16 protein-coding genes, 13 tRNA genes and 3 rRNA genes are annotated in these 23,407 nt (G+C 46.5%); 27 read left to right on the top strand and 5 right to left on the bottom strand.

What is annotated here, in order from left to right; translation table 11 throughout:
- The first annotated feature begins 27 nt into the window (after positions 1–27).
- The 24 genes from rrf (PTQ21_RS01485) to glmS all read left to right on the top strand — a co-directional run bounded on the left by rrf (PTQ21_RS01485) (position 28) and on the right by glmS (position 16,426).
- Positions 28–144, top strand: a 5S ribosomal RNA gene (rrf, locus tag PTQ21_RS01485).
- 37 nt (positions 145–181) lie between these two features.
- Positions 182–258, top strand: a tRNA-Ile gene (locus PTQ21_RS01480).
- Between the two features lie 22 nt (positions 259–280).
- A tRNA-Ala gene (locus PTQ21_RS01475) sits at positions 281–356 on the top strand.
- Positions 357–555: 199 nt separating this feature from the next.
- A 23S ribosomal RNA gene (locus PTQ21_RS01470) occupies positions 556–3,482 on the top strand.
- Positions 3,483–3,625: 143 nt separating this feature from the next.
- Positions 3,626–3,742: ribosomal RNA gene (rrf, locus tag PTQ21_RS01465) — 5S ribosomal RNA — on the top strand.
- A gap of 84 nt (positions 3,743–3,826) precedes the next feature.
- Positions 3,827–3,902, top strand: a tRNA-Asn gene (locus PTQ21_RS01460).
- 3 nt (positions 3,903–3,905) lie between these two features.
- Positions 3,906–3,978: transfer RNA gene (locus tag PTQ21_RS01455), tRNA-Thr, on the top strand.
- A 10-nt stretch (positions 3,979–3,988) separates the two neighbouring features.
- A tRNA-Glu gene (locus PTQ21_RS01450) sits at positions 3,989–4,060 on the top strand.
- 6 nt (positions 4,061–4,066) lie between these two features.
- Positions 4,067–4,142: transfer RNA gene (locus PTQ21_RS01445), tRNA-Val, on the top strand.
- A gap of 10 nt (positions 4,143–4,152) precedes the next feature.
- Positions 4,153–4,227 (top strand) — tRNA-Gln (locus tag PTQ21_RS01440).
- A 16-nt stretch (positions 4,228–4,243) separates the two neighbouring features.
- Positions 4,244–4,316: transfer RNA gene (locus PTQ21_RS01435), tRNA-Lys, on the top strand.
- A 10-nt stretch (positions 4,317–4,326) separates the two neighbouring features.
- A tRNA-Leu gene (locus tag PTQ21_RS01430) sits at positions 4,327–4,408 on the top strand.
- An 8-nt stretch (positions 4,409–4,416) separates the two neighbouring features.
- Positions 4,417–4,491: transfer RNA gene (locus tag PTQ21_RS01425), tRNA-Gly, on the top strand.
- Between the two features lie 20 nt (positions 4,492–4,511).
- Positions 4,512–4,588: transfer RNA gene (locus PTQ21_RS01420), tRNA-Arg, on the top strand.
- A 16-nt stretch (positions 4,589–4,604) separates the two neighbouring features.
- Positions 4,605–4,678: transfer RNA gene (locus PTQ21_RS01415), tRNA-Pro, on the top strand.
- A 9-nt stretch (positions 4,679–4,687) separates the two neighbouring features.
- Positions 4,688–4,758 (top strand) — tRNA-Gly (locus tag PTQ21_RS01410).
- A gap of 576 nt (positions 4,759–5,334) precedes the next feature.
- Entirely contained in the window at positions 5,335–8,127 is a 2,793-nt protein-coding gene (gene ppc / locus PTQ21_RS01405; RefSeq protein WP_064640681.1) for a phosphoenolpyruvate carboxylase, read from the top strand.
- Positions 8,128–8,381: 254 nt separating this feature from the next.
- Positions 8,382–8,948, top strand: coding sequence for an RNA polymerase sigma factor SigW (gene sigW / locus PTQ21_RS01400; protein ID WP_017692117.1), 567 nt, complete (start codon positions 8,382–8,384; stop codon positions 8,946–8,948).
- 134 nt (positions 8,949–9,082) lie between these two features.
- Entirely contained in the window at positions 9,083–9,697 is a 615-nt protein-coding gene (locus PTQ21_RS01395; protein ID WP_063567043.1) for a zf-HC2 domain-containing protein, read from the top strand.
- Between the two features lie 425 nt (positions 9,698–10,122).
- On the top strand, positions 10,123–10,962 hold the full coding sequence (gene cdaA, locus PTQ21_RS01390; RefSeq protein ID WP_063567044.1) for a diadenylate cyclase CdaA: 840 nt from the start codon (positions 10,123–10,125) through the stop codon (positions 10,960–10,962).
- Complete coding sequence (locus PTQ21_RS01385; protein ID WP_274568589.1) at positions 10,955–12,436, top strand: CdaR family protein; 1,482 nt, start codon at positions 10,955–10,957, stop codon at positions 12,434–12,436. The genes cdaA and PTQ21_RS01385 overlap by 8 nt, the downstream gene beginning before the upstream one ends.
- Positions 12,437–12,510: 74 nt before the next feature.
- Positions 12,511–13,851 carry a phosphoglucosamine mutase gene (glmM, locus tag PTQ21_RS01380; RefSeq protein ID WP_064640679.1) on the top strand — a complete coding sequence of 447 codons (1,341 nt, stop codon included), beginning with the start codon at positions 12,511–12,513 and terminating at the stop codon, positions 13,849–13,851.
- 330 nt (positions 13,852–14,181) lie between these two features.
- Positions 14,182–14,349 (top strand): hypothetical protein, encoded by a 168-nt coding sequence (locus PTQ21_RS01375; protein WP_170867960.1) that lies wholly within the window; start codon positions 14,182–14,184, stop codon positions 14,347–14,349.
- Between the two features lie 244 nt (positions 14,350–14,593).
- Positions 14,594–16,426 carry a glutamine--fructose-6-phosphate transaminase (isomerizing) gene (glmS, locus tag PTQ21_RS01370; RefSeq protein WP_274568588.1) on the top strand — a complete coding sequence of 611 codons (1,833 nt, stop codon included), beginning with the start codon at positions 14,594–14,596 and terminating at the stop codon, positions 16,424–16,426.
- Between the two features lie 366 nt (positions 16,427–16,792).
- Here the strand turns inward: glmS and PTQ21_RS01365 are convergent, their stop codons facing one another.
- The gene (locus tag PTQ21_RS01365) at positions 16,793–17,443 is read right to left on the bottom strand and encodes a nitroreductase family protein (protein ID WP_090811292.1); all 651 of its coding nucleotides are present in this window, start codon (positions 17,441–17,443) and stop codon (positions 16,793–16,795) included.
- A gap of 129 nt (positions 17,444–17,572) precedes the next feature.
- Here PTQ21_RS01365 and PTQ21_RS01360 point away from each other — a divergent pair, with 129 nt between their 5' ends.
- Positions 17,573–17,938, top strand: a complete 366-nt coding sequence (locus PTQ21_RS01360; protein WP_063567050.1) for a MerR family transcriptional regulator — start codon at positions 17,573–17,575, stop codon at positions 17,936–17,938.
- 43 nt (positions 17,939–17,981) lie between these two features.
- On the opposite strand, the gene PTQ21_RS01355 is transcribed toward PTQ21_RS01360, so the two are convergent.
- The gene (locus tag PTQ21_RS01355) at positions 17,982–18,656 is read right to left on the bottom strand and encodes a VOC family protein (RefSeq protein ID WP_274568587.1); all 675 of its coding nucleotides are present in this window, start codon (positions 18,654–18,656) and stop codon (positions 17,982–17,984) included.
- Between the two features lie 22 nt (positions 18,657–18,678).
- Positions 18,679–19,560: a LysR family transcriptional regulator gene (locus PTQ21_RS01350; RefSeq protein WP_090954850.1), complete on the bottom strand. Its 882-nt coding sequence runs from the start codon at positions 19,558–19,560 to the stop codon at positions 18,679–18,681.
- A gap of 160 nt (positions 19,561–19,720) precedes the next feature.
- Between PTQ21_RS01350 and PTQ21_RS01345 the strand changes: the two genes are divergently transcribed.
- Positions 19,721–20,914 carry an MFS transporter gene (locus PTQ21_RS01345; protein WP_274568586.1) on the top strand — a complete coding sequence of 398 codons (1,194 nt, stop codon included), beginning with the start codon at positions 19,721–19,723 and terminating at the stop codon, positions 20,912–20,914.
- Positions 20,915–20,979: 65 nt separating this feature from the next.
- Here PTQ21_RS01345 and PTQ21_RS01340 read toward each other — a convergent pair whose 3' ends face one another.
- Positions 20,980–21,984 carry a helix-turn-helix transcriptional regulator gene (locus tag PTQ21_RS01340; RefSeq protein ID WP_274568585.1) on the bottom strand — a complete coding sequence of 335 codons (1,005 nt, stop codon included), beginning with the start codon at positions 21,982–21,984 and terminating at the stop codon, positions 20,980–20,982.
- A gap of 88 nt (positions 21,985–22,072) precedes the next feature.
- Here PTQ21_RS01340 and PTQ21_RS01335 point away from each other — a divergent pair, with 88 nt between their 5' ends.
- Entirely contained in the window at positions 22,073–22,516 is a 444-nt protein-coding gene (locus tag PTQ21_RS01335) for a VOC family protein (protein WP_063567055.1), read from the top strand.
- An 89-nt stretch (positions 22,517–22,605) separates the two neighbouring features.
- Here the strand turns inward: PTQ21_RS01335 and PTQ21_RS01330 are convergent, their stop codons facing one another.
- Positions 22,606–23,385 carry a PHP domain-containing protein gene (locus PTQ21_RS01330; protein WP_111620603.1) on the bottom strand — a complete coding sequence of 260 codons (780 nt, stop codon included), beginning with the start codon at positions 23,383–23,385 and terminating at the stop codon, positions 22,606–22,608.
- Positions 23,386–23,407 lie beyond the last annotated feature (22 nt).

Here is a 23,407-nt window from a genome sequence, read left to right as displayed (position 1 = left end):
AGTTTTGAGAGCTCAAACTCTCAAACGTTTGGTGGCGATAGCGAAGGGGTTCCACACGTTCCCATCCCGAACACGACCGTTAAGCCCTTCAGCGTCGATGGTACTTGGACCGCAGGGTCCTGGGAGAGTAGAACGCCGCCAAGCGTAAACCCATTACGGGTTTCAATATCATATATAATGTGGGCCCTTAGCTCAGTTGGTTAGAGCGCACCTCTGATAAGGGTGAGGCCGGTGGTTCGAGTCCACCAGGGCCCACCATATATACCTTAAAATCTAATATGGGGCCATAGCTCAGCTGGGAGAGCGCCTGCCTTGCAAGCAGGAGGTCAGCGGTTCGATCCCGCTTGGCTCCACCAATAAGATTTTACAAGCTTGTTCTTTGAAAACTAGATATCGAAACGAAAATTGCGAATTAGAACATTCCTTTAAGCTGATCTTGTGTAAACAAGTGAAGTGTTTATAAGGTAGATTGCATGAGCGAGTGATCGAAATGGAACGACTTTTGGCTTTGCGTAAGCAAAACAAGGGAAGAGACAGCTCGAACACGAGCGATATGGTTAAGCTACTAAGAGCACACGGAGGATGCCTAGGCGCTAGGAGCCGATGAAGGACGTGGCGAACAACGAAACTGCCTCGGGGAGCTGTAAGCAAGCTTTGATCCGGGGGTGTCCGAATGGGGAAACCCAGCTGGGGTAATTTCCAGTTACTCATAACTGAATACATAGGTTGTGTAGAGGCATACCAAGGGAACTGAAACATCTAAGTACCTTGAGGAAGAGAAAACAATAGTGATTCCGTCAGTAGCGGCGAGCGAACGCGGAGAAGCCCAAACCAGAGAGCTTGCTCTTTGGGGTTGTGGGACATCTCACATGGAGTTACAAAGGAACCGGTTAAATGAAGAGGTCTGGAAAGGCCCGCCAAAGAAGGTAAAAGCCCTGTACTTGAAAGTTGGTTCCCTCCGAGATGTATCCCGAGTAGTGCGGGGCACGTGAAACCCCGTATGAATCCGGCAGGACCATCTGCCAAGGCTAAATACTTCCTAGCGACCGATAGTGAAGCAGTACCGTGAGGGAAAGGTGAAAAGCACCCCGGAAGGGGAGTGAAATAGAACCTGAAACCGTGTGCTTACAAAAAGTCAGAGCCCGTTTTAGGGGTGATGGCGTGCCTTTTGTAGAATGAACCGGCGAGTTACGTTCCCGTGCAAGGTTAAGGTGAAGAGCCGGAGCCGCAGCGAAAGCGAGTCTGAATAGGGCGACATAGTACGTGGACGTAGACCCGAAACCGGGTGATCTACCCCTGTCCAGGGTGAAGGTGCGGTAACACGCACTGGAGGCCCGAACCCACGCATGTTGAAAAATGCGGGGATGAGGTGGGGGTAGCGGAGAAATTCCAATCGAACTCGGAGATAGCTGGTTCTCCCCGAAATAGCTTTAGGGCTAGCCTCGGAAAACAGAGTCGTGGAGGTAGAGCACTGATTGGGTGCGGGGCCCGCAAGGGTTACCAAGCTCAGTCAAACTCCGAATGCCATAGACTTACTTCCGGGAGTCAGACAGTGAGTGCTAAGATCCATTGTCAAAAGGGAAACAGCCCAGACCATCAGCTAAGGTCCCCAAGTGTGTGTTAAGTGGGAAAGGATGTGGAGTTGCACAGACAACCAGGATGTTGGCTTAGAAGCAGCCACCATTGAAAGAGTGCGTAATAGCTCACTGGTCGAGTGACTCTGCGCCGAAAATGTAACGGGGCTAAACACACCACCGAAGCTATGGCTTGATGCTTTGCATCAGGGGTAGGGGAGCGTTGTATAAGGGTTGAAGGTGTACCGTAAGGAGCGCTGGACATTATACAAGTGAGAATGCCGGTATGAGTAACGAAAAGATCAGTGAGAATCTGATCCGCCGAAAGCCTAAGGGTTCCTGAGGAAGGCTCGTCCGCTCAGGGTAAGTCGGGACCTAAGGCGAGGCCGAAAGGCGTAGTCGAAGGACAACAGGTCGAAATTCCTGTACCACCGTAAGCCGTTATGAGCAATGGGGGGACGCAGCAGGGTAGTGACGCGGACTGATGGATGTCCGTCTAAGCAGTGAGGCTGATGTGTAGGCAAATCCGCACATCATTAAGGCTGGGCTGTGATGGGGAGCGAAAATTATAGTAGCGAAGGTCATGATCTCACACTGCCAAGAAAAGCCTCTAGCCAGGTGATGGTGCCCGTACCGCAAACCGACACAGGTAGGCGAGAAGAGAATTCTAAGGCGCGCGGAAGAACTCTCGTTAAGGAACTCGGCAAAATGACCCCGTAACTTCGGGAGAAGGGGTGCCCCGGTAGTGTGAATAGCACGAGGGGGCCGCAGTGAAAAGGCCCAAGCGACTGTTTAGCAAAAACACAGGTCTGTGCGAAGCCGTAAGGCGAAGTATACGGGCTGACGCCTGCCCGGTGCTGGAAGGTTAAGGGGAGCGGTTAGGAGCAATCCGAAGCTGTGAACCGAAGCCCCAGTAAACGGCGGCCGTAACTATAACGGTCCTAAGGTAGCGAAATTCCTTGTCAGGTAAATTCTGACCCGCACGAATGGCGTAACGACTTGGGCGCTGTCTCAACGAGAGATCCGGTGAAATTTTAATACCTGTGAAGATGCAGGTTACCCGCGACAAGACGGAAAGACCCCATGGAGCTTTACTGCAGCTTGATATTGAATTTGGGTACGATCTGTACAGGATAGGTGGGAGCCTTTGAAGCATGAGCGCCAGCTTGTGTGGAGGCACCGTTGGGATACCACCCTGATCGTATCTAGGTTCTAACCTGGTACCGTAATCCGGTGCGGGGACAGTGTCAGGTGGGCAGTTTGACTGGGGCGGTCGCCTCCTAAAGAGTAACGGAGGCGCCCAAAGGTTCCCTCAGAATGGTTGGAAATCATTCGAAGAGTGCAAAGGCATAAGGGAGCTTGACTGCGAGACCTACAAGTCGAGCAGGGACGAAAGTCGGGCTTAGTGATCCGGTGGTACCGCATGGAAGGGCCATCGCTCAACGGATAAAAGCTACCCTGGGGATAACAGGCTTATCTCCCCCAAGAGTCCACATCGACGGGGAGGTTTGGCACCTCGATGTCGGCTCATCGCATCCTGGGGCTGAAGTAGGTCCCAAGGGTTGGGCTGTTCGCCCATTAAAGCGGTACGCGAGCTGGGTTCAGAACGTCGTGAGACAGTTCGGTCCCTATCTGTCGTGGGCGTAGGAAATTTGAGAGGAGCTGTCCTTAGTACGAGAGGACCGGGATGGACGTACCGCTGGTGTACCAGTTGTTCCGCCAGGAGCACCGCTGGGTAGCTATGTACGGAAGGGATAAGCGCTGAAAGCATCTAAGCGTGAAGCCCCCCTCAAGATGAGATTTCCCAGTATGTAAGACCCCTTGAAGACGACGAGGTAGATAGGCTGGGGGTGGAAGTGCAGCAATGCATGGAGCTGACCAGTACTAATCGGTCGAGGGCTTATCCAATATGCACGTTATAAATCGCACATTTCGTTTCGGATCTAGTTTTCAGAGAATAATCTCTGAAATGAAAATTGGTACATCACAGAATGTGTGTATGATTTTCAGTTCTACAATGATTTCAAGAAGCAATGCTTCGACAAATCGCGTTTGGTGGCGATGGCGGAGGGGTTCCACACGTACCCATCCCGAACACGACCGTTAAGCCCTCTAGCGCCGATGGTACTTGGACCGCAGGGTCCTGGGAGAGTAGGACGCCGCCAAGCGAACTCTTTCATCCTACATAGAAAACAGGCTCTGCATGTTAACGTTGTATGATGAATTGCATTTGCACTGCAAATGCATATTATTCCCTGATAGCTCAGTTGGTAGAGCACTCGACTGTTAATCGAGTTGTCACAGGTTCGAGCCCTGTTCGGGGAGCCATTTGCTCTCATAGCTCAGTAGGTAGAGTGCATCCATGGTAAGGATGAGGTCACCGGTTCGATCCCGGTTGAGAGCTTTGGAAATGGGGCCCGTTGGTCAAGGGGTTAAGACACCTCCCTTTCACGGAGGTAACAGGGGTTCGAATCCCCTACGGGTCATAGGATGGAGGCTTAGCTCAGCTGGGAGAGCATCTGCCTTACAAGCAGAGGGTCGGGGGTTCGATCCCCTCAGCCTCCACCACTTAACTTAATGGGGATTAGCCAAGCGGTAAGGCAACGGACTTTGACTCCGTCATGCATAGGTTCAAATCCTATATCCCCAGCCATTTTAGTTTTTAGTTTGAGTCATTAGCTCAGTTGGTAGAGCACCTGACTTTTAATCAGGGTGTCGAAGGTTCGAGCCCTTCATGACTCACTTTTCACATGCGCGTGTGGCGGAATTGGCAGACGCACTAGACTTAGGATCTAGCGTTTCACGACGTGGGGGTTCAAGTCCCTCCACGCGCATAGGTTTTGCGGACGTGGCTCAGCGGTAGAGCATCGCCTTGCCAAGGCGAGGGTCGTGGGTTCGATTCCCATCGTCCGCTCCAATCTTTTTAAAGTTTTATATGCGCCCTTAGCTCAGCTGGATAGAGCGTTTGACTACGAATCAAAAGGCCGGGAGTTCGAATCTCTCAGGGCGCGCCATTATTTTCATAAGTATCGGGATGTAGCTCAGCTTGGTAGAGCACCTGGTTTGGGACCAGGGGGTCGCATGTTCAAATCGTGTCATCCCGATTTTTATTTGCGGGTGTAGTTCAATGGTAGAACTTTAGCCTTCCAAGCTAATAGCGTGGGTTCGATTCCCATCACCCGCTTCATGTTTCATTGGAAAGTCTCTGTATATACAGGGACTTTTCTTTTATTTATAGAAACAACATCTCATTATAATACCAATCTCCTCTATATTCGTTTGATAAGTGAAAAAATACCTCCGAACTCCTTCATTAAATTCTGCTAAAAGAATCAAAAAATTATAAATACACTCTTTAATTTATTGCGTCACTGTGATAAAGTATACAAAAGCTTGCTTTGCCGGTCATGTTTCTTTATGTTTCGTCTGGTTTGTAACAATGGAAATCATGCAGATACGAATCGATTCAGGTACAACAAACATTCCCAGTCTAACTGTATATTTATGAAAAATTTAGAATAGGTATGAGTTATTCGAGTAATGAAAAGTACGTGAAAAAGGTATCATGCGACAGCATTTGACCATTAATCGAAGCAGAACAAGAAAATGAATAATAAAGCGTGTTTTTGTGCTGTAAATCAGGGTAAATCCCCATTTTTACTAGTAGAAAAATAAAGATTTTCGTACCATTTTATTGTATGATGTTATGAAGGTGTCAAATTTACGTGTACGAATGGAACGATCAGATGGGAGGATAAGCATGACTGAAACTATGGTAACCGCCAGCAAAAGCCAATCCAACAACCTGCTTCGGCGAGACGTGCGGTTCCTGGGCAATATACTCGGAGAAGTTCTTGTCCATCAAGGAGGCACGGAGCTTCTAGATATCGTTGAGAAGATTCGGGAAACGAGCAAATCGTTGCGTGCAGAGTTCTTGCCAGAACTTTATGCAGAGTTCAAAACGATGATCCAGGAATTAGACTCGGAAAATCGCCATCAGGTGATTCGAGCTTTTGCGATTTATTTTCAATTAGTTAACATTGCTGAACAAAACCATCGGATCCGGCGTAAACGGGATTATGAACGTTCTGCAGGGGACGCTGTGCAGCCAGGATCGATTGAAAAAGCAGTACAAGATCTGAAGGAACGCGGACTGTCTCACACGGAAGTAGAGGATATTCTAGACGAGTTATCGCTGGAATTGGTGATGACAGCTCATCCAACCGAAGCCATGCGTAGGGTTATACTGGACATCCACAAACGGATATCCGAAGATGTCATGTCACTTGATAATCCTACGCTGACGTTGCGTGAACGTGAACAGTTGCGGGAGAAGCTGCTGAACGAAGTCATTACACTATGGCAGACTGATGAGCTTCGTGACCGTAAACCGACTGTGCTTGATGAAGTACGGAACGGAATGTATTACTTTCATGAAACGTTGTTCCATGTACTTCCGGATGTATACCAGGAGCTTGAACGCTGCCTGAATAAATTTTATCCTGACCATGACTGGCATGTGCCGACGTATTTGCGGTTCGGTTCCTGGATCGGTGGAGACCGGGATGGAAATCCTTCGGTAACTTCAGATGTAACATGGCAGACACTGTTGATGCAGCGTAAGCTCGCTTTACGTGAGTATCAACGGATTATGATTGAACTTATGGGACATCTCAGCTTCAGTACGAACATCATCCACGTATCGGATGAGCTGGTACAGTCGATTGAGCAAGACCGTAGTTGTGTAACATTGAAAAAAGTGGATATGTGGCGGAATGAAAAAGAGCCATATCGTATTAAATTGGCATATATGATTGCCAAGCTGAACAATGTCCTGGATGAGAACAAAGTAGGACAGCCTGATCGCTATGACAGCGCTCAAGGACTGATGGATGATCTGATGATTATCGATCGCAGCCTTCGTCATCACTTTGCAGACTATGTAGCGGATACGACCATTCGCAAAATGATTCGTCAAGTGGAGTTGTTCGGTTTCCATACAGCTGCATTGGATGTGCGTCAGCACAGCAAAGAGCATGAAAATGCGATGTCAGAGATTTTGGCCAAGATGAACATCGTAGAAGATTATGCTCGTTTGACGGAAGATGGCAAAATCGATTTACTGGCTCGTTTGCTGGATGATCCTCGTCCGTTGACTTCCCCTTATCACCAATACACAGAGGGGACCAAAGAGTGTCTGGACGTATTCCGTACGATCAAGCGTGCTCAGAGCGAGTTTGGGGCCGGTTGTATCACAAGCTATCTGATTAGTATGACCCAAGGGGCAAGTGACCTGCTTGAGGTTATGGTATTTGCTAAAGAAGTAGGTTTGTTCCGCAAAGAACATAACGGTGAAGTGGTATCTACGCTTCAAGCGGTTCCATTGTTTGAAACGATTGATGATCTTCATGCCGCTTCGGAAATTATGGAGAAGCTGTTCAACCTTCCGGTATATCGCGCAAGTGTGAGTGGACGGAATGAACTGCATGAAATCATGTTGGGTTACTCGGACAGCAACAAGGATGGCGGAGTGGTTACAGCCAACTGGGAGTTGCGCGTGGCGATGAATGCTATCACTGCTGTTGGTAATAAACACGGCGTTAAGCTGAAGTTCTTCCATGGTAGAGGTGGGGCGCTCGGACGTGGAGGCATGCCTCTCAACCGCAGTATTCTTGCTCAACCACCACACACCATTGGTGGAGGAATCAAGATTACAGAGCAGGGTGAGGTTATCTCTTCCCGTTATTCCCTTCAGGGCATTGCATACCGCAGTCTTGAGCAGGCTACATCGGCTTTGATTACAGCTGCACTAAACGGTCTGGAGCCGCAAGAGTCGGAATCAGAGCGTCAGTGGGACAGCATCATCAAAGATATTTCCGAAGTATCTCTGACGAAATACCAGGATCTCATTTTCCGTGATCCAGACTTCTTTACTTTCTTCAAGGAATCGACACCGCTACCTGAGGTTGGGGAACTGAATATTGGTTCACGTCCATCCAAAAGGAAAAACAGCGACAAGTTCGAGGATCTTAGAGCGATCCCTTGGGTATTTGCCTGGACCCAAAGTCGTTATCTGCTTCCCGCATGGTATGCGGCAGGAACGGGACTTCAAAGTTACTATCAGGATAAAGAAGAAAATCTGGTTGTCCTGAAAGAAATGTATGAAAACTTCCCATTCTTCCGTACACTAATTGATACGGTGCAGATGGCTGTTGCCAAAGCGGATCTAGTCATTGCGAAGGAATACTCGGCTATGACTTCCAATGAGGAAGCACGTGATCGCATCTATGGTCAGATTGAATCGGAATTCAAGCTCACCAAAGAGCTGATTCTGAAAATTACCGGAGAAGCTGAAATTCTGGATGATGTACCGGTGATTCAAGAGTCGATCCGACTTCGTAATCCGTATGTCGATCCTTTGTCCTACATGCAGGTCCAACTACTGAGTGAGCTCAGAGATATGCGTGAGCGTGGCGAGGATGACACAGAGTTACTGCGTGAAGTGTTGCTTACGATTAACGGCATTGCAGCAGGACTTCGGAATACGGGTTGATCGTTAATCTGCTTAAAATATATGAAGTGAATTTTCCAGCCGTATAGATAGTAAAAGCTTAATTCTTTCCTCAGCTTGAGTGAGAGATGAAACGGGACTCCTTCGGGAGTTCCCGTTTTTACTGTTTTTGGCGGATATTTTCCGGCACAGTCTTGATTTTTGACCAAAGTTGATTTACGATTTGATTGGTGAATTACAAGTGTGGACGGGTATCAGAAGGCGGAAGACCCATCAGCATGTCTGGGGGAATAAGGGTGGACAATTTGGAGAACAGGCTTGTTAAGCTGGTACTGAAGGGTGACCAGCGGGCCTTTGCAGAAATCGTTGAATTATACAAGGACAAGCTGTTTCATCTGGCATACCGGATGCTGAACAATCGTCATGAAGCCGAAGACGTTGTACAGGAGACGTTTTTGCGTGTGTTTCGCAATATGGAGAAGTATGATCCGAACCAGAAGTTCTCAACCTGGATATACCGGATTGCAACCAATCTGTGTATTGACCGCTTACGGCGGAAGAAACCTTCTTATTCATTGGATGCAGAACTGAATGATCAGGAAGGGTCTGATGGTTATGCGATGCTTCCAAGCGATGATCGTACACCAGAAAGTGAAGCACTTTTGTCTGAAACACAGACACTAATCCGTGAAGCGATTGACAGTTTGCCGGCCAAGTATAAATCAGTCATGATTTTGAGATATTTACAGGACTTGTCGCTACAGGAAATCAGTGATGTGACAGGTATGCCCGTAACAACGATTAAGACTCGTGTTCATCGTGGGCGTGATTTTTTGCGTAAAAAACTGGAGTATAAGTTGTAAATGTAAAACGTCTTTTATTTGGGCGAATTTATTTGAAACATATCCGAAACGGATACGTATGTAATGTATGCAAGTCTTATGCGTGCTTTTGGCGATGCAAGGACTAAGTGATCTAAGAAAGGATTGGCTCTCATATGGATTGCAACTCGGCCGTCTCTTTAATGCATGAATGTTTGGATGAGTCGTTGTCCCCGGCCCAGAAGGTTGAACTGAAAAGTCACCTTGTGACCTGTCCGGATTGTCGCATGCGCTTTAAAGAGTTGGAACAGACGGAAATGCTACTCTTTGCCATGAAACACTATTCACCGTCTGCCTCGGATGAGCTGACCAATCGAATTATGAATGCTCTGCCCCAGCCCAAGAGACAGCAAATATGGCTCAAATGGGTCAAAGGACATCCCGCGCTGACGGCGGCAGCCTTCTTTTTGGTCGTGATGCTCTTTAGCGCCTGGAATTTCTGGAATCAGAATAACGAAATGGTCGTTAAGGGAAATAATCTGGACCAGATCGTGATTGAAGGAAACACGGTTATTGTTCCGGAGGGCAAGTCCATTGCTGGCGATCTTACGATAGAGAATGGAACTGCTCAGGTATACGGTGATGTAAATGGCAATCTGACGGTCATCGACGGACAGTTGTATCAGGCTTCAACGGCACATATTTCCGGTCAGGTGAAAAGTATTGATCAGGCGCTGGACTGGTTCTGGTACAAAATAACCAATATGGTAAATGAAGTGGCTTACCGCTAAATCAGGGTAGATTCTTCAATGGTATATACCAAGCAGGGTACCTCCAGATTGCTGGGGTACTCTTTTTTTATCTAATGACTTTGTAATTTATGGGATTTGTGTTGTTTCTGCGCAGTTTGTGACTCCCGTAACTTGCAACCTGAACGTTAACGTTATAACCTAGATACTAAAGAGAACATACTACTACATATAGATAAGCTTTTTGCATAAATCCAAAGAGCGTATTCCAATCAGCAAAATATAGATCGAAATGATTCTATTCGTCTATACGTTGGTTGGATCAGAGTGCTCCTTCCTAGCCAACTTTTGTACCTGAGAGTGAGCTTGAATGGATTATGCAAATGCGAGAAAAGGATTAATTAAATCCTAATGGGTTAATATGAGAGCAGGGTTTACTCATCAATGGGGATAGCGGGGGCTGGCTTATGAACTATTTTGCTGACTTAACGTGGAAAGAGTCCATTAAGGACGTTATCGATATATTGATCGTTACCTATATTATGTACAAATTGATTTTACTTGTGCGGGGTACCCGTGCGGTTCAACTGCTTAAAGGTATTCTGTTCCTTGTAGTGATCTGGGCACTAAGTACGTGGCTAAACCTCTATACACTCAAATGGCTAATGAACCAGATGTTTACGTTTGGTGTCGTTGCAGTCTTTATTATCTTCCAACCGGAACTTCGCCGCGGTCTGGAGCAATTGGGTCGAGGCAAACTGTTTGGACGCTCGGCAGCAGCAAGTGATGAAGAATTAACGGTGTTAATTGGTGAGATTATTAAGTCCGTGAATTATTTGTCACGACGTAAAATTGGTGCACTGGTTGTATTCGAACGGGAAACGGGTCTGAACGATTACACAGAGTCCGGTATCCAGATGCAATCTCTGGTCAGCTCAGAGCTGATGATTAACATTTTTATTCCGAATACACCGCTCCATGATGGAGCCGTCATTATACAGGGCAAACAGATTTCGGCGGCAGCCTGTTATTTGCCTTTGTCCGAGAATCCATTTATTAGCAAAGAGCTAGGAACGCGTCACCGTGCAGCAATCGGGATTACCGAGGTTGCGGATGCGATCTGTTTGGTTGTTTCGGAGGAGACAGGACAAGTGTCGCTTGCGATGAATGGACAGGTTGTTCGTGATATTAAGGAAGAATCGCTGATTGCCAAACTGTACGAAGAACTGCGTCCAACATCCAATCTGACTAAAAAGAATGGTTGGACTACCTTCTGGAAACGGAAGGGGGGACGTAAAAATGGATAAATGGTTCAATAACAACAATTTTGCCAAGATTCTCGCTTTAGCGGTGAGCTTGTTGCTCTGGTTCATGATACATCTGGATGAAGTACCAACTACGCCAACAATCTCGACCGGGACAACGAATAAGGTTGTGGAGCGCACTGTGCCTGTTCAGCCTTATGGACTCGACAGCAACTCCTATGTACTTACTTCATTAAGTACGGATGAGGTCCGTCTGGAGATTAAAGGGCAGCGTTCGATGTTAACTTCGATTTTTACAAATGATGATTATAAAGTGCTAGTGGATCTTAGTCAGGTGAAAGATGGGTCCAATACGTTACCGTTAGTACCCGATCTGCCTTCCGGGGTTGAGGTAGTCAGCATGGAGCCTTCTATGGTTACGGTCAACGTGGAAAAATTGGGCACCAAATCCTTTGATGTGAATATTGTACCCGAAGGAGAACCATCCGCCGGATATAACGCTGGAACGCCCGTTGTTGAACCTTCAGGTCCAGTTAAGGTAACTCTGCCAGAAGGGCAGCTTGACGCCGTAGCGAAGGTTCAGGGCAGCGTGAGCGTGAAAGATGCGAAGGATGACGTGACACAGAAAAAAGTGAAGCTTCAGGCATATGATGCGGAAGGCAAGGTCATTGAAAATGCGATTGTTACACCAGATACCGTAGAAGTCCGTATTCCTGTCAGTCAGCCCTATACAACTGTGCCCTTAAGAATCAAATATTCGGGACAGTTGCCTGAGGGAATGGTGCTCTCCACGGTTGAGCCAAGCGTGAAAGAAGTCTCGGTTTACGGAACAGAGGATGCGCTTGCGGGTATACAGTCCTACGACCAAGTAACCCTTGATCTTACTCAGTTCGATGAGGCAGGGACGTCGACAGTTAACGTGGACTTGACGCCGCCGCCCGGTTTTGAGAAAATCGAGCCTAGTTCGATTCAGCTTAAGGTGACGGTATCGCCTTATGATGAGCTTCAGGAGACGACCAAAGTCTTTCCGGACGTGCCCATTACGCTTACTGGCGCGGGAAACGGGCTGGAAGGGACACTGGTTACTCCCAAAAGTGGCGGCTTAAATATTACGCTTAGAGGTTCTTCAACGATGCTTGAAGGTCTAAGTAGCGATGATATCAAGTTGACTGCGGATCTTGCTGGACTTGCGGTAGGTACGCATGAAATAAAGCTTGAGGCTGACTTGCCTCGGTTTGCCAAACTGGATGAATCATCAGTTGATCTGAGCGCTACCGTCAAAATTAGCGAAAAGTCTGATGATACGACGGTTGCTCCTGGCGAAGATCCGAATGATGAAGGGACGGTGGGGCCTGATCCTTCACCAGCCGAAGTCGAGAATGGGGATACCGAAACTGCTCCTGGAGAAGAAGAAACAGAATCGAATACGGACAATCAGGAGCAGAGCCAGCAGGGGAATACCAGTCGAGGTAACTCCAATAACAGTGGTAGCAGTAATAGTGGCTCCAATCCGTAAAAGAAAATGTTTAGTACAGAATTTTAAAAATAACGTTTATGCTCTTATATGATGCGAATAGAAGGAGTTAGATCATGGGGAAATATTTTGGTACAGACGGCGTAAGAGGTGTTGCCAATAAAGAGTTAACGGCGGAGCTGGCTTACAGCATCGGACGTTGTGGTGGTTATGTGCTTGCAGGTGGTGTAGAAAGACCAAAAGTGGTTATCGGTATGGATACCCGAATCTCGGGGCTTATGCTGGAATCCGCACTGGTTGCAGGTTTGCTGTCCATTGGCGCCGATGTAATTCGTCTGGGCGTTGTATCCACTCCTGGAGTGGCGTATATTGCTCGTCTGCTGAAAGCTGATGCAGGGGTAATGATCTCGGCTTCCCACAATCCAGTTGAGGATAACGGAATCAAATTTTTTGGGGGAGATGGCTTCAAACTGTCGGATGAGACGGAGAACCGGATCGAAGAATTGATGGATGCAGAAACGGATCAATTGCCGCGCCCTGTGGGTGGTGGTTTGGGAACCGTAATAGTGGATGAAGAATCCCGTTATCGCTATTTGGACTACCTGAAAACAACGGTAAATGAATCGTTCTCAGGACTCAAAATTGTTCTGGACTGTGCTAATGGAGCAGCTTATGAGCTGGCACCCAAATTATTCAGAGAACTTGGTGCAGAAGTCATTGCCATTGGTGCTGAGCCTAACGGCCTGAATATCAATGAGCAATGCGGATCAACTCACCCGGAGCATTTGAAACAAGAGGTGCTGAAACATAATGCGGATCTGGGCCTTGCTTTTGACGGGGATGCGGATCGACTGATTGCTATTGATGAGACAGGCGCTGAGGTTGATGGTGACTTCATTCTGTGCATCTGTGGTGATGCGATGAATCGTGCAGGCAAGCTGAAAGACAGTACCGTGGTATCTACCGTAATGAGTAACATCGGATTCTACAAAGCAACGGAGAAACTGGCACTGAAAACAGCAAAGACTGCCGTGGGTGACCGTTATGTGATGGAAGAAATGCGCCGTGGGGGTTATAACCTGGGTGGAGAGCAGTCCGGTCATGTTATTTTCCTGGATTACAATACAACAGGCGACGGCATGCTGACAGCGATTCAGCTCGTGGACACGATGAAAGCTTCCGGTAAAAAACTGAGTGAACTTAAGGCGCTGATGACCCAGTATCCACAAGTATTGGTGAACGTTCGCGTTGAAGATAAGAGCAAATACGAGGGCAATTCGGCGATTGAGCAAGCTATTGCTACAGTCGAGCAGCATCTGGGTGATAATGGACGTGTACTCGTTCGTGCGTCCGGGACTGAATCCTTGATCCGCGTTATGGCGGAAGGACCAGATAAGGATGAACTTGAACAATTCGTATCTCAAATTGCAGATGTTGTGCAAAAAGAACTGGTATAGGACCTGATCTATAGGCCTTCCAAACACGGTTGTATCAAGGGAATCACTGTCTCATAAGGTTTAATCTAACAGGGTTTATGCCATACAAACCCATATTCCTACGTCCCGGCCTAGTGAGACCATGGGTCTGTTTAACCGGTCGGGATTGTGGGTAAATATGCCGAAATTGTCACAGGTACTTTGCTCCATTGCAAAATGAACCTGACGTGCATATAATGAGTGGAGTCGTCATTCAGACACAGAAAGTGAGGATCGTAAGGTACTAGTTACACAAGCGCCAGAGCTTGAAGATGCGCGGGAAGGATTTTGATCGGTATGAATCTTGAAATAATGAAGATGCTACTGAGCAAGATCGACGGCAATCAAGCTGACGAGGTGGAGGTGTTCGGATTGTTCGGCGGGGACCTCCCGGTGATGCACCAGAGCCGTGAACCGGATTGCGGAAAATGGATGGGTGACTGTCCACACAACGCGCCGGTAGGTGCAAGATTCAACTAAAATTCAAATGAATGTGCGCGAAGAGCGTGAACAGTGCGCGGACGGGAAAATGATGTACATTCATGATTGCATCTAATAACAGCTTATGACTGCGGAGCGGCAAGAGGCAGCTCTGATCATTGATAATTGAATAATTGAAAGTTTTCATGATACGTTAGGCAATCATTTTCATTTTTTCGATATGCCGTGCCAGCCTGTTTCTCTTCGTGACACAGTATTCATATACAATCGGAGGAAATAAACTATGTGCGGTATTGTTGGATATATTGGTAATAAGAACACTCAATCGGTATTGGTCGAAGGATTGAAGAAACTCGAGTATCGTGGTTATGATTCTGCAGGTATCGCGGTATTCACACCAGAAGGTCTGCAAATCACGAAAGCTCTTGGTCGTCTTGCGAATCTTGAAGCTAAGCTGGATGGTGCACCACTGGTAGGTAATGCCGGAATCGGACACACACGTTGGGCAACTCATGGTAAACCATCGGATGAGAACTCTCATCCACACACGGATGGAAGCCAGAAGTTCTCTGTTGTGCATAACGGTATTATTGAGAACTACCTGGATCTGAAGGACGAATTGATGGCTCAAGGTCACACGTTCACTTCCGAGACAGATACTGAGGTTATTTCTCACCTGATCGCACGTGAATACAATGGTGATATCGTTAAAACAGTGCAAAAAGTGATCACGCTGTTGCGTGGCGCATTCGCACTGGGTGTATTGACAGAGCATGAGCCTGAGAAACTCGTAGCTGTGCGTCAAGCAAGCCCATTGATTATTGGTATTGGTGAAGGCGAGAACTTCATTGGTTCCGACATCCCGGCAATTCTGGAACATACACGTAACGTGTACATTCTGAATGATGGTGAAATGGCTGTATTGACACATGATGCTGTCGAATTGATGACGATTGAAGGTAACTTTATTTCTCGGAAAATGATTCGTGTCGATTGGGATGCTGTAACTGCAGAAAAAGGCGGATTCGAGCACTTCATGCTGAAAGAAATTCATGAGCAACCAAAAGCATATCGTGATACAATGCTGGGTCGCATCGATAATGAAAGCAAAAAGGTTCAACTTCCTGAGTTGAAAATGACTGAAGAACAAATCAAAAATATCCGTAACGTTCAAATCATTGCATGTGGTACAGCGTACCATGCAGGTCTGGTTGGACGTACTGTAATCGAGCAACTGGTACGTATTCCGGTAGAAACAGATGTTGCTTCCGAATACCGCTATCGTTCCCCGATCGTAAGCAAAGATACACTTGTGATCGTGGTGAGCCAATCCGGTGAAACGGCTGATACACTTGCTGCACTGCGTGAAGCACAGTCAAATGGTGCACATGTACTCGCCATCACTAACGTTGTAGGTAGCTCCATTGCACGTGATGCGGACGATGTGATTGCAACACTGGCAGGACCGGAAATTGCAGTAGCTTCTACCAAAGCGTATACTTCGCAGTTGATCGCGTTCAACCTGCTGGGTCTGTACCTTGCACAAGTTCGTGGCACGCAAACAGCAGAAGAGATTGCTCACATGCTGGCAGCAATGCAAGCATTGCCTGAGCAAGTTGAATCCATGCTGGAGCAAGCGGAAGCTATTAAAGGATATGCAGAGCAAATCTCCAAACATGAACATCTCTTCTTCATCGGCCGCGGTCTGGATTATGCAGTAGCACAAGAAGGATCGTTGAAACTGAAAGAGATCTCTTATATTCACTCCGAAGCGTATGCTGCGGGTGAGTTGAAACATGGTACGCTCGCATTGATCGAGGACGGTATCCCTGTCATTGCTCTGGCAACGCAGGAGAACGTTTTGGAGAAAACCGTGAGCAACATCAAAGAAGTGAAAGCACGTGGCGCAGACGTACTGGCAATTACGTACGAAGAGCACGTAGCATCATTGCTGAAATCCGTTGACCAAGCGTTTGCAATTCCTAAGACGCTGCCATTGCTTAGCCCGGCTCTGTCCGTTGTAGCATTGCAATTGCTTGCATACTACGCTTCCCTGGCACTGGGTCACGATGTGGATAAACCACGTAACCTGGCGAAAAGCGTAACGGTAGAGTAAGGGATTGTTAAATTCTTATAATATTTAAGTTTAATTAAAAAGGGTCCTGATGACAGTTGTCATTAGGACCCTTTTTGTTATGAACCTTTCCATTATGAATCTAACGTTAAAGTTCCTATGTCGAAATCAGTAGAGGGCACATTTGTGAAATCCTTTGACTGAAGCCAAGTTCATAGGGTAAGCACTCTGGTTATAAGGACCGCACAGAGATTTTATCTATTTTTCGAATGAAAGTAATGACTCTCTACACGATTAATTTCTAACTGGTAATACCCACGAGCAACAGGATAATTTGAAATGAGTTTAAAAATGATGCTCATAAATAGAGTTCTCCATTGGCATGTTCGTGTTGAAATTTATTGTTGGTTACGCCCAAGTCGTAATCGTTTCAACCGGGAGACGATAGGAAGGATAGCCATCTTTGGCTGCTTTACCTATGGAGATCAACATCACGGGCTGGAAACGCTCTTTATCCAAGCCGAAGGCTTCAGCGATCTTGCCTTTGTCATAACCGGCCATAGGGTTGGTATCATAGCCATGAGCACGGGCAACGAGCATGAGTTGCATGGATATGAGACCTGAGTCAATGAGATTAATATCACGTAGTTCGGATGCGTTTATGTTCGCATAATAAGGTTTTACCTGCTGCATTTGCATATCCATGATGTCTTGTGGCATGTATCCAAGTTCCACTGATTTATTGAAAATCTCTTCCATGTATTCAACGTTATTGGCATCGTAAAACACGGCAATGACAGCCGAGGACGTTAGTGCCTGTGTCTGGTTAAAAGAGGCTAGTGGTGCAAGCTTCTCTTTGCCTTCAGCACTGTCGATGACAAGAAAACGCCACGGTTGCATGTTAATCGCCGAAGGGGCACGTGAAGCTTTCGCCAGTATCTCGGTCATCTCCTGGCGGCTGATTTTGACTTCAGGGTCATAGACTTTAACGGAATGGCGCTCCAAGACTATGGTATCAAAATCATTTGTTTTGTTGAATTGGCCGGTAATTGTATTCATATGGATATCTCTCCTCATATCTAATATTGGTGAGAGTGGGTTATGGGATTACCTCAATTCGTCTCACTATGAGGATTGTAAACTATGAAGTATACTTTATAGCAAGAAAAAGAAACGAGGGCGATCCATATGAAAATTAGTGAAGTAGCCAAGAGTGTAAACCTTCCGATATCCACTATTCGTTATTATGAGAAGATAGGTATTATCACGGATGAACATATGCTGAGAGATCAAAATAACTATCGGATATATGCCGAGAGCATTATTCAGCATCTGGATGTAGTTAAACAATGTTTAGCTGTTGGTTTTACGATCCATGAGATCCAATCTATGATCTCTAAACAGGGATTTTCAAGTAATGAACAAGCGAGCATTATCCAAGCGAAAATAACAGAAATTGAAGATGCTCAGAAAAAATTAGAGAATTCCAAACAAAATCTGTACGATATTCTTAAGGCGGATATCACTTGTGAGGATGGTTTTGGTAAGTATTGAGCCGCACGTCCCTCTTGAGCTTTTCATTCAGTACACTCTAACATCAAATCGAAACAATGGAATACAGACCATCCTGTATACGTAGACTACCGGGTTGCCCCGTTGCAACCTTCACCTCAGTGGCAAAAACGCCGGGCATACGCCCGTCTGGGAACCAGGGCATCTCTTTGTCGATTACAATAAACATGCCTTCTGCGTCACCGATGGGGGCAAATTGCTTTCCGTCTCCGGCAAAGGGTTCAAGGTGATACTGTCCATTCATTTTGCTTATGGTACCGGGTACATCTTCGACAGGCAGGCCAATCTCGCTAATGCATAGCAGCTGCCTAGAATCAAAGGTTTCTTCGACTGCATTATCCAACGAATGGTGAGCGATGAACTCCATCAAATTACCACTCGGGTCATAGAAATAGAAAGCAGTTGCGTCCCAGTAGGGAAAATAGAACTCGTCTTTATCGTCCTTGGAAAGCAAAGAGATGTTTCGATCTTGAGCCCACTTCTTGGCTTCAGCAAGTTGGTTTGTCGGAATCGTAAATGCGACATGATAGAAGGGCTTTTCCTGAGCAGGAGTTTGCTGAAATGAAAGGACCGAATTTCCTGTGCGAAGCGATACGGATGATGTACTCTCCTCCAGTAGCTCCAACTCCAATAACGTACCGTAAAACTGCTTCATTGCCTCGATTTGACCTGTGAACAAGTTAACCTCTTTTATTTGCATTCAAGTCACTCTCCCTCTGAACTTATCCTTGATTAAAATAATCAATGGTTTTCTCAATAAATGCTTTGGCAGATTGGGTCAGGTAACGGTCGGACCGATGAATGATCTCAAAGTGACGGTAAGGGGCATCGTCCGTGATTCGGATGATGCGTAGTGTCGGTTCATTCATTGCCTTGATCAGTGGATAGGGCAGTATCGTACCGCCAACGTTAGCTTTGACCAGACTAATAATGGAGGTTGCCGAACTTGTCTCCATAATTGTATTCAAGGTGAAACCATATTTCCGGCAATAGCCATCAACCAGTTCTCTGCCTGTGAATCCTTCTGGGAACATTACGGTCTGAATATCGCGCAGTTCCTTAATTCCAATCTCATTTCGTTCAGCCCAAGCGTGGTTTTCCGAAACGACGAGTACGTATTCTTCGCTGCACAAAGGAATGCGGACAAGACGGTCATCTGAAATGGAAGTAAGCTCAATGCCGATGTCTACTTCGTTATCCAACACTTGATTCAATACATAAATCGAAGAAACAACCTTTAATTTCACCTTGGGAAAATGGGCATGAAAATTAACGAGCAATGGAGTAAGACGGTAGTCCAAATCGGACGGTAGGACTCCAATCACCAGCTTGCCTCGCTGATCATTGCGGAATTCAGCTAATGCATCTTGGGTATTCTGTAAATGCCGAACCATTTGTACACAGTGCTCTAAAAATAGCGTTCCCGCCTGCGTCATCACAATCTTTTTGCCTACCCGGTCGAACAAGGGAACACCTAACTCATCCTCCAACGCTCGAATCTGTTGGCTCAAGGTAGGTTGAGAAATACCGATTTTATCTGCAGCACGTGTGAAATGGAGTTCCTCACAAACGACGATAAAGTTCTCCATTTGACGTATTTCCATATGCATCCCCTCTAATCATTGGTTTTTATAATCATTTTAATAGAAACTATTGTATTGTTCAATCATTATAATACTTCTATACTAGTCTTGCACCACAAAAGATCTACAGCCTGGATCAATAGTGAATGCAACTATATAAGAATACATGAGGTGAGCCATAGTGAAACTATTTTATATCGTCCTGGCGCTTATTCTGGCTTCATTGAATTTGCGACCACCCATTACATCCATTTCTCCACTAATGAGTACCATACAAAGTGATCTGGGTATTAGCGGAATTACTGCAAGTCTGTTAACTACGCTTCCCGTATTATGTATGGGTATATTCGCTCCATTTTCCGTAAAGCTGAGCAGGAGATGGGGAAATGAGGGCGCGATCGTTTTGGCTTTAATCCTCATTGGAATAGGTACGGCATTGCGGTCGTTCGTGGGTGCAACACCTCTGATGATGTTTACTTCATTTCTATCCGGTGTAGGGATTGCATTGGCTGGTCCGTTGTTGTCCAGCTTTATCAAGCAGTACTTCCCTACACGAGTTGCTGCCATGGTGGGGATCTACTCTACAGCTATGGTCGTGGGGGCCAGCATTAGCGTTGGATTATCGGTTCCCCTTCAAAATCTCCTGGGGGGTTCGTGGAAGGGATCGTTAGCGATGTGGGCATTGCTCGCGGTCATTGCTTTGCCGATCTGGATGAAATTAGCCTTGTCAGCACGAAAGGATCGACAATCGGGGCAGATTCCAGCTGTAAATGTTGAAGCTCTTCCAGTGAAAAATAGTCGAGCATGGGTGCTGACGTTGTTCTTCGGACTGATGGCAGCGATCTTCTATTCATTGACTGCATGGCTTGCGCCTGCGATCCAGAGCCAAGGATATACAAAAGAGACTGCCGGAAGCATCCAAACGTTATTTACGTTAATTTCATTGCCGTCTACGTTATTCATTCCAATGCTCGTTCATCGTTACCAAAGACGTGTATTCTGGCTTGTTGGATGTGCGTTAATGGAGTTGATCGGAGTTTTAATGCTGAACCTGTCTGTCAGTCCTTGGCTTGCCGCAATACCACTCGGCATTGGTGCCGGGGGACTGTTTCCAATCGCTCTGATGCTGCCCATTGATGAGACGAATAACGCTCAGGAAGCCAGCGCTTGGTCAGCCATGACTCAATCGGGCGGTTACATTCTGGGGGCTCTCGGTCCACTGGCGATCGGTTGGCTCCATGATACCACGGGCAGTTTTGTCCAAGCGTTCTATGGTCTGGCTATAATCATCGTGCTGCAAATCATAGTTCAGTTGGCGATAGGCAATAAAAAAAGCTCTCCAGCGGTTCATGATAAATCAGAGTCCAGAGTTTGACGGAAAAAGAGTGATATCAATGTGCGATGAAGTCGTAAACATTAAGTGGTTATTGGTGGCGGTAGTTAAACATGGTCGAGTAAATCCACATAGTGCTGTCTTAAGGATTCCTTTAAGGTATCGGGCTCCATGATCTTGATGGACTTGCCAAAGTTTGCGAGATAGCGAATGATGAACTCAAGCTCATGGAATTCATACGACCCGACTAAATAGGCGTATCCAGTTTGTTCAGTATCAGTTCCAGATTCGTTAATGATCCGCATGGATGGAAACTGTTCTTGCAGGAACAGCTCAACCCCGGCTTCATTGATCAGACATTTGAATGGGATAGCGTTCTCTGATGGTTTCCATAACGAGTGGGCATCCTGTAGATTGAGTTCATTAATATGTGGTATAGGTTCGATATCTGTCGCCTCGGATGAGGTGATCCGGTCACATCGGAACACACGGTACGCCTGTTTATCGAGATCATACGCCTGACAATACCAGTAGCCTTTCATGGCATAGAGGGCGATTGGCTGAATGGTGCGTGTGCTGGGCTTAGTTTTATCGGGATTTGAGCTGGTATCTGGGTTACTACTACTGCTGCGAATATGTTGATACGTAATCTGTATCACTATATTCTGTACAGCGGCCATTAATAGAAACTCCAAATGCTCACTATCCCGGATTTGCTCGGTGTGTCGAAAAGAGACCCGATGCTGGATTTGTTCAATATCCTGTCTCTGGTTTTCGGATAAGGCACTTAGAAACTTCTCGTGAATGGAACGAAAAGAGATCTGAAAGGGCAGGTTGGTAAAGCTGCGCAATGCCTGCATGGCAAAGTAGAGGGCATGAAGCTCACTTGTATTAAATGAAATGGGTGGCAGCTGCATTTGCTGAAGCAAACGATATCCCCCATAACGTCCATACTCGGCATAAATGGGAGCACCAATTTCCTCCAATGACGCGATGTCTCGTAATGCGGTTCTCTTGGATATCTGAAACTCCTGCATGAGATCTTGCAGGGTGAAGTGTTGTTTTTGATTGATAAAGCGCAGCATCTGGTTCATGCGTTCTGATTTTTTCATAAAAAAACCTCTCAATGGTGCCATGGATTGGCACCTTTTGTCGTTATAGTAAACAGTGTAATCCAATCACACGAAGGAGGCAATACAGATGAATTTTGAAGTGATCCCGTTTCTGTCGATGAATGGAGACGCTGCGGCAGCCATTGCTTTTTATGAGAAGTACCTGGGGGCTAATGTGTTGTTCAAGAAAAATTATAAAGAGATGAAGGAAATGAATCCGGGGTTTGAGTATCCTGAAGGGCAGGATGAATATATAACACATTCGGTACTCCAGATCGGGGTAAATAAATTGATGATTGCTGAGGAAGAAATGGATACGGGTCGACCGTGGCAGCAGGGAAACAGCACGTCATTATGCATTCAATCGAAAGATAAAAGTACGATGACGGAGCTGTATAATTCGCTGGTACAACATGAGCAGGTTAGGGTGTTGGTGCCTTATGAGCAAAACGAGTTTAGTCCGGGGTATGGAATCGTCCGTGATCCGTTCGGAATCGTGATTCAGCTTTGTGTGACGGTGCATGATTTTTAATTAGGTAAAAGTGAATCCGCAATGAGCCTGGAGGATGTATATCCTTTGGGCTCATTTTGAATTCTTTAGAAGTTGTGGTCTTCTTTTCCCTATACTTTTTGCAAACGGGTAGCGTCCAGCTTGGCAAGACGTTTCATCACTTTCTTCAGCATAACGGAAGCTTTGACACGGAGAGGAAGATCGTTGGATATTTCGATGCTGTACGTACCAGCGAGAATTTGCTCTTTGAGCTCGGCAACTGATGCACATGGACGATCCAGCACATTGAACACACTACCGTATTGCAGGCACTGGTGGGTATCGCTTCCGGCAGTGACGGGTTTACCGAGGGACTGGGCGAATGGTTCAACCTGACCGCGGCACGCCTCGATGCCGTATTGATACATATCCTTGGCGTTCAGATCAAAAGCGTCCAGACGTCCCAATAAATCACGGTCGAGTTGATACAGCGGGGTGGACTCGCGGAAAGGGTGTGCGCCAATTTTGAGCAAAGGCCATGCTTCGGCCATATCCAACAGATCGGCAAAAGGAATGAATGAACCTTTGGCTGTATATTGCTCCAGGCCGTTGCGGACGGCAAGGATATGTTCTTTTTGACCCACCAGCAAAATATGTCCTGTCTCCTGAATATCCACTTCCATGCCGGGAAAAATGCGCAGTCCATCTGCATCGTAGTACTCCCCGTTGTATGGATAGAGACGATCCAGCGTCTCATAGACCTCGTAGAAGTTGCGGGTGTTAAAATGTTCGGTAAGCGCAAGGGCTTCGAGCCCGCTGGCTTTGGCTTCGTTGACCATTTCGGTGAAGTAATCCACCGAGAAATCAGAGTTTTTGGATAATTTGCCGTGTGTATGAAGATCAATGCGCATAGAAGACACTCCTTTATTCCAT

This window comes from Paenibacillus marchantiae (assembly GCF_028771845.1).
In the GTDB taxonomy this organism is placed as follows: domain Bacteria; phylum Bacillota; class Bacilli; order Paenibacillales; family Paenibacillaceae; genus Paenibacillus; species Paenibacillus marchantiae.
The sequence above is the reverse complement of the archived record's forward strand: the minus strand, read 5'-3'. Positions and strand labels throughout refer to the sequence as shown.

Coding starts and splice junctions, on each gene's coding strand:
- ppc (WP_064640681.1), top strand. CDS start 5,335: ATGACTGAAACTATGGTAACCGCCAGCAAAAGCCAATCCAACAACCTG.
- PTQ21_RS01395 (WP_063567043.1), top strand. CDS start 9,083: ATGGATTGCAACTCGGCCGTCTCTTTAATGCATGAATGTTTGGATGAG.
- cdaA (WP_063567044.1), top strand. CDS start 10,123: ATGAACTATTTTGCTGACTTAACGTGGAAAGAGTCCATTAAGGACGTT.
- PTQ21_RS01385 (WP_274568589.1), top strand. CDS start 10,955: ATGGATAAATGGTTCAATAACAACAATTTTGCCAAGATTCTCGCTTTA.
- glmM (WP_064640679.1), top strand. CDS start 12,511: ATGGGGAAATATTTTGGTACAGACGGCGTAAGAGGTGTTGCCAATAAA.
- PTQ21_RS01375 (WP_170867960.1), top strand. CDS start 14,182: ATGAAGATGCTACTGAGCAAGATCGACGGCAATCAAGCTGACGAGGTG.
- glmS (WP_274568588.1), top strand. CDS start 14,594: ATGTGCGGTATTGTTGGATATATTGGTAATAAGAACACTCAATCGGTA.
- PTQ21_RS01365 (WP_090811292.1), bottom strand. CDS start 17,443: ATGAATACAATTACCGGCCAATTCAACAAAACAAATGATTTTGATACC.
- PTQ21_RS01360 (WP_063567050.1), top strand. CDS start 17,573: ATGAAAATTAGTGAAGTAGCCAAGAGTGTAAACCTTCCGATATCCACT.
- PTQ21_RS01355 (WP_274568587.1), bottom strand. CDS start 18,656: ATGCAAATAAAAGAGGTTAACTTGTTCACAGGTCAAATCGAGGCAATG.
- PTQ21_RS01350 (WP_090954850.1), bottom strand. CDS start 19,560: ATGGAAATACGTCAAATGGAGAACTTTATCGTCGTTTGTGAGGAACTC.
- PTQ21_RS01340 (WP_274568585.1), bottom strand. CDS start 21,984: ATGAAAAAATCAGAACGCATGAACCAGATGCTGCGCTTTATCAATCAA.
- PTQ21_RS01335 (WP_063567055.1), top strand. CDS start 22,073: ATGAATTTTGAAGTGATCCCGTTTCTGTCGATGAATGGAGACGCTGCG.
- PTQ21_RS01330 (WP_111620603.1), bottom strand. CDS start 23,385: ATGCGCATTGATCTTCATACACACGGCAAATTATCCAAAAACTCTGAT.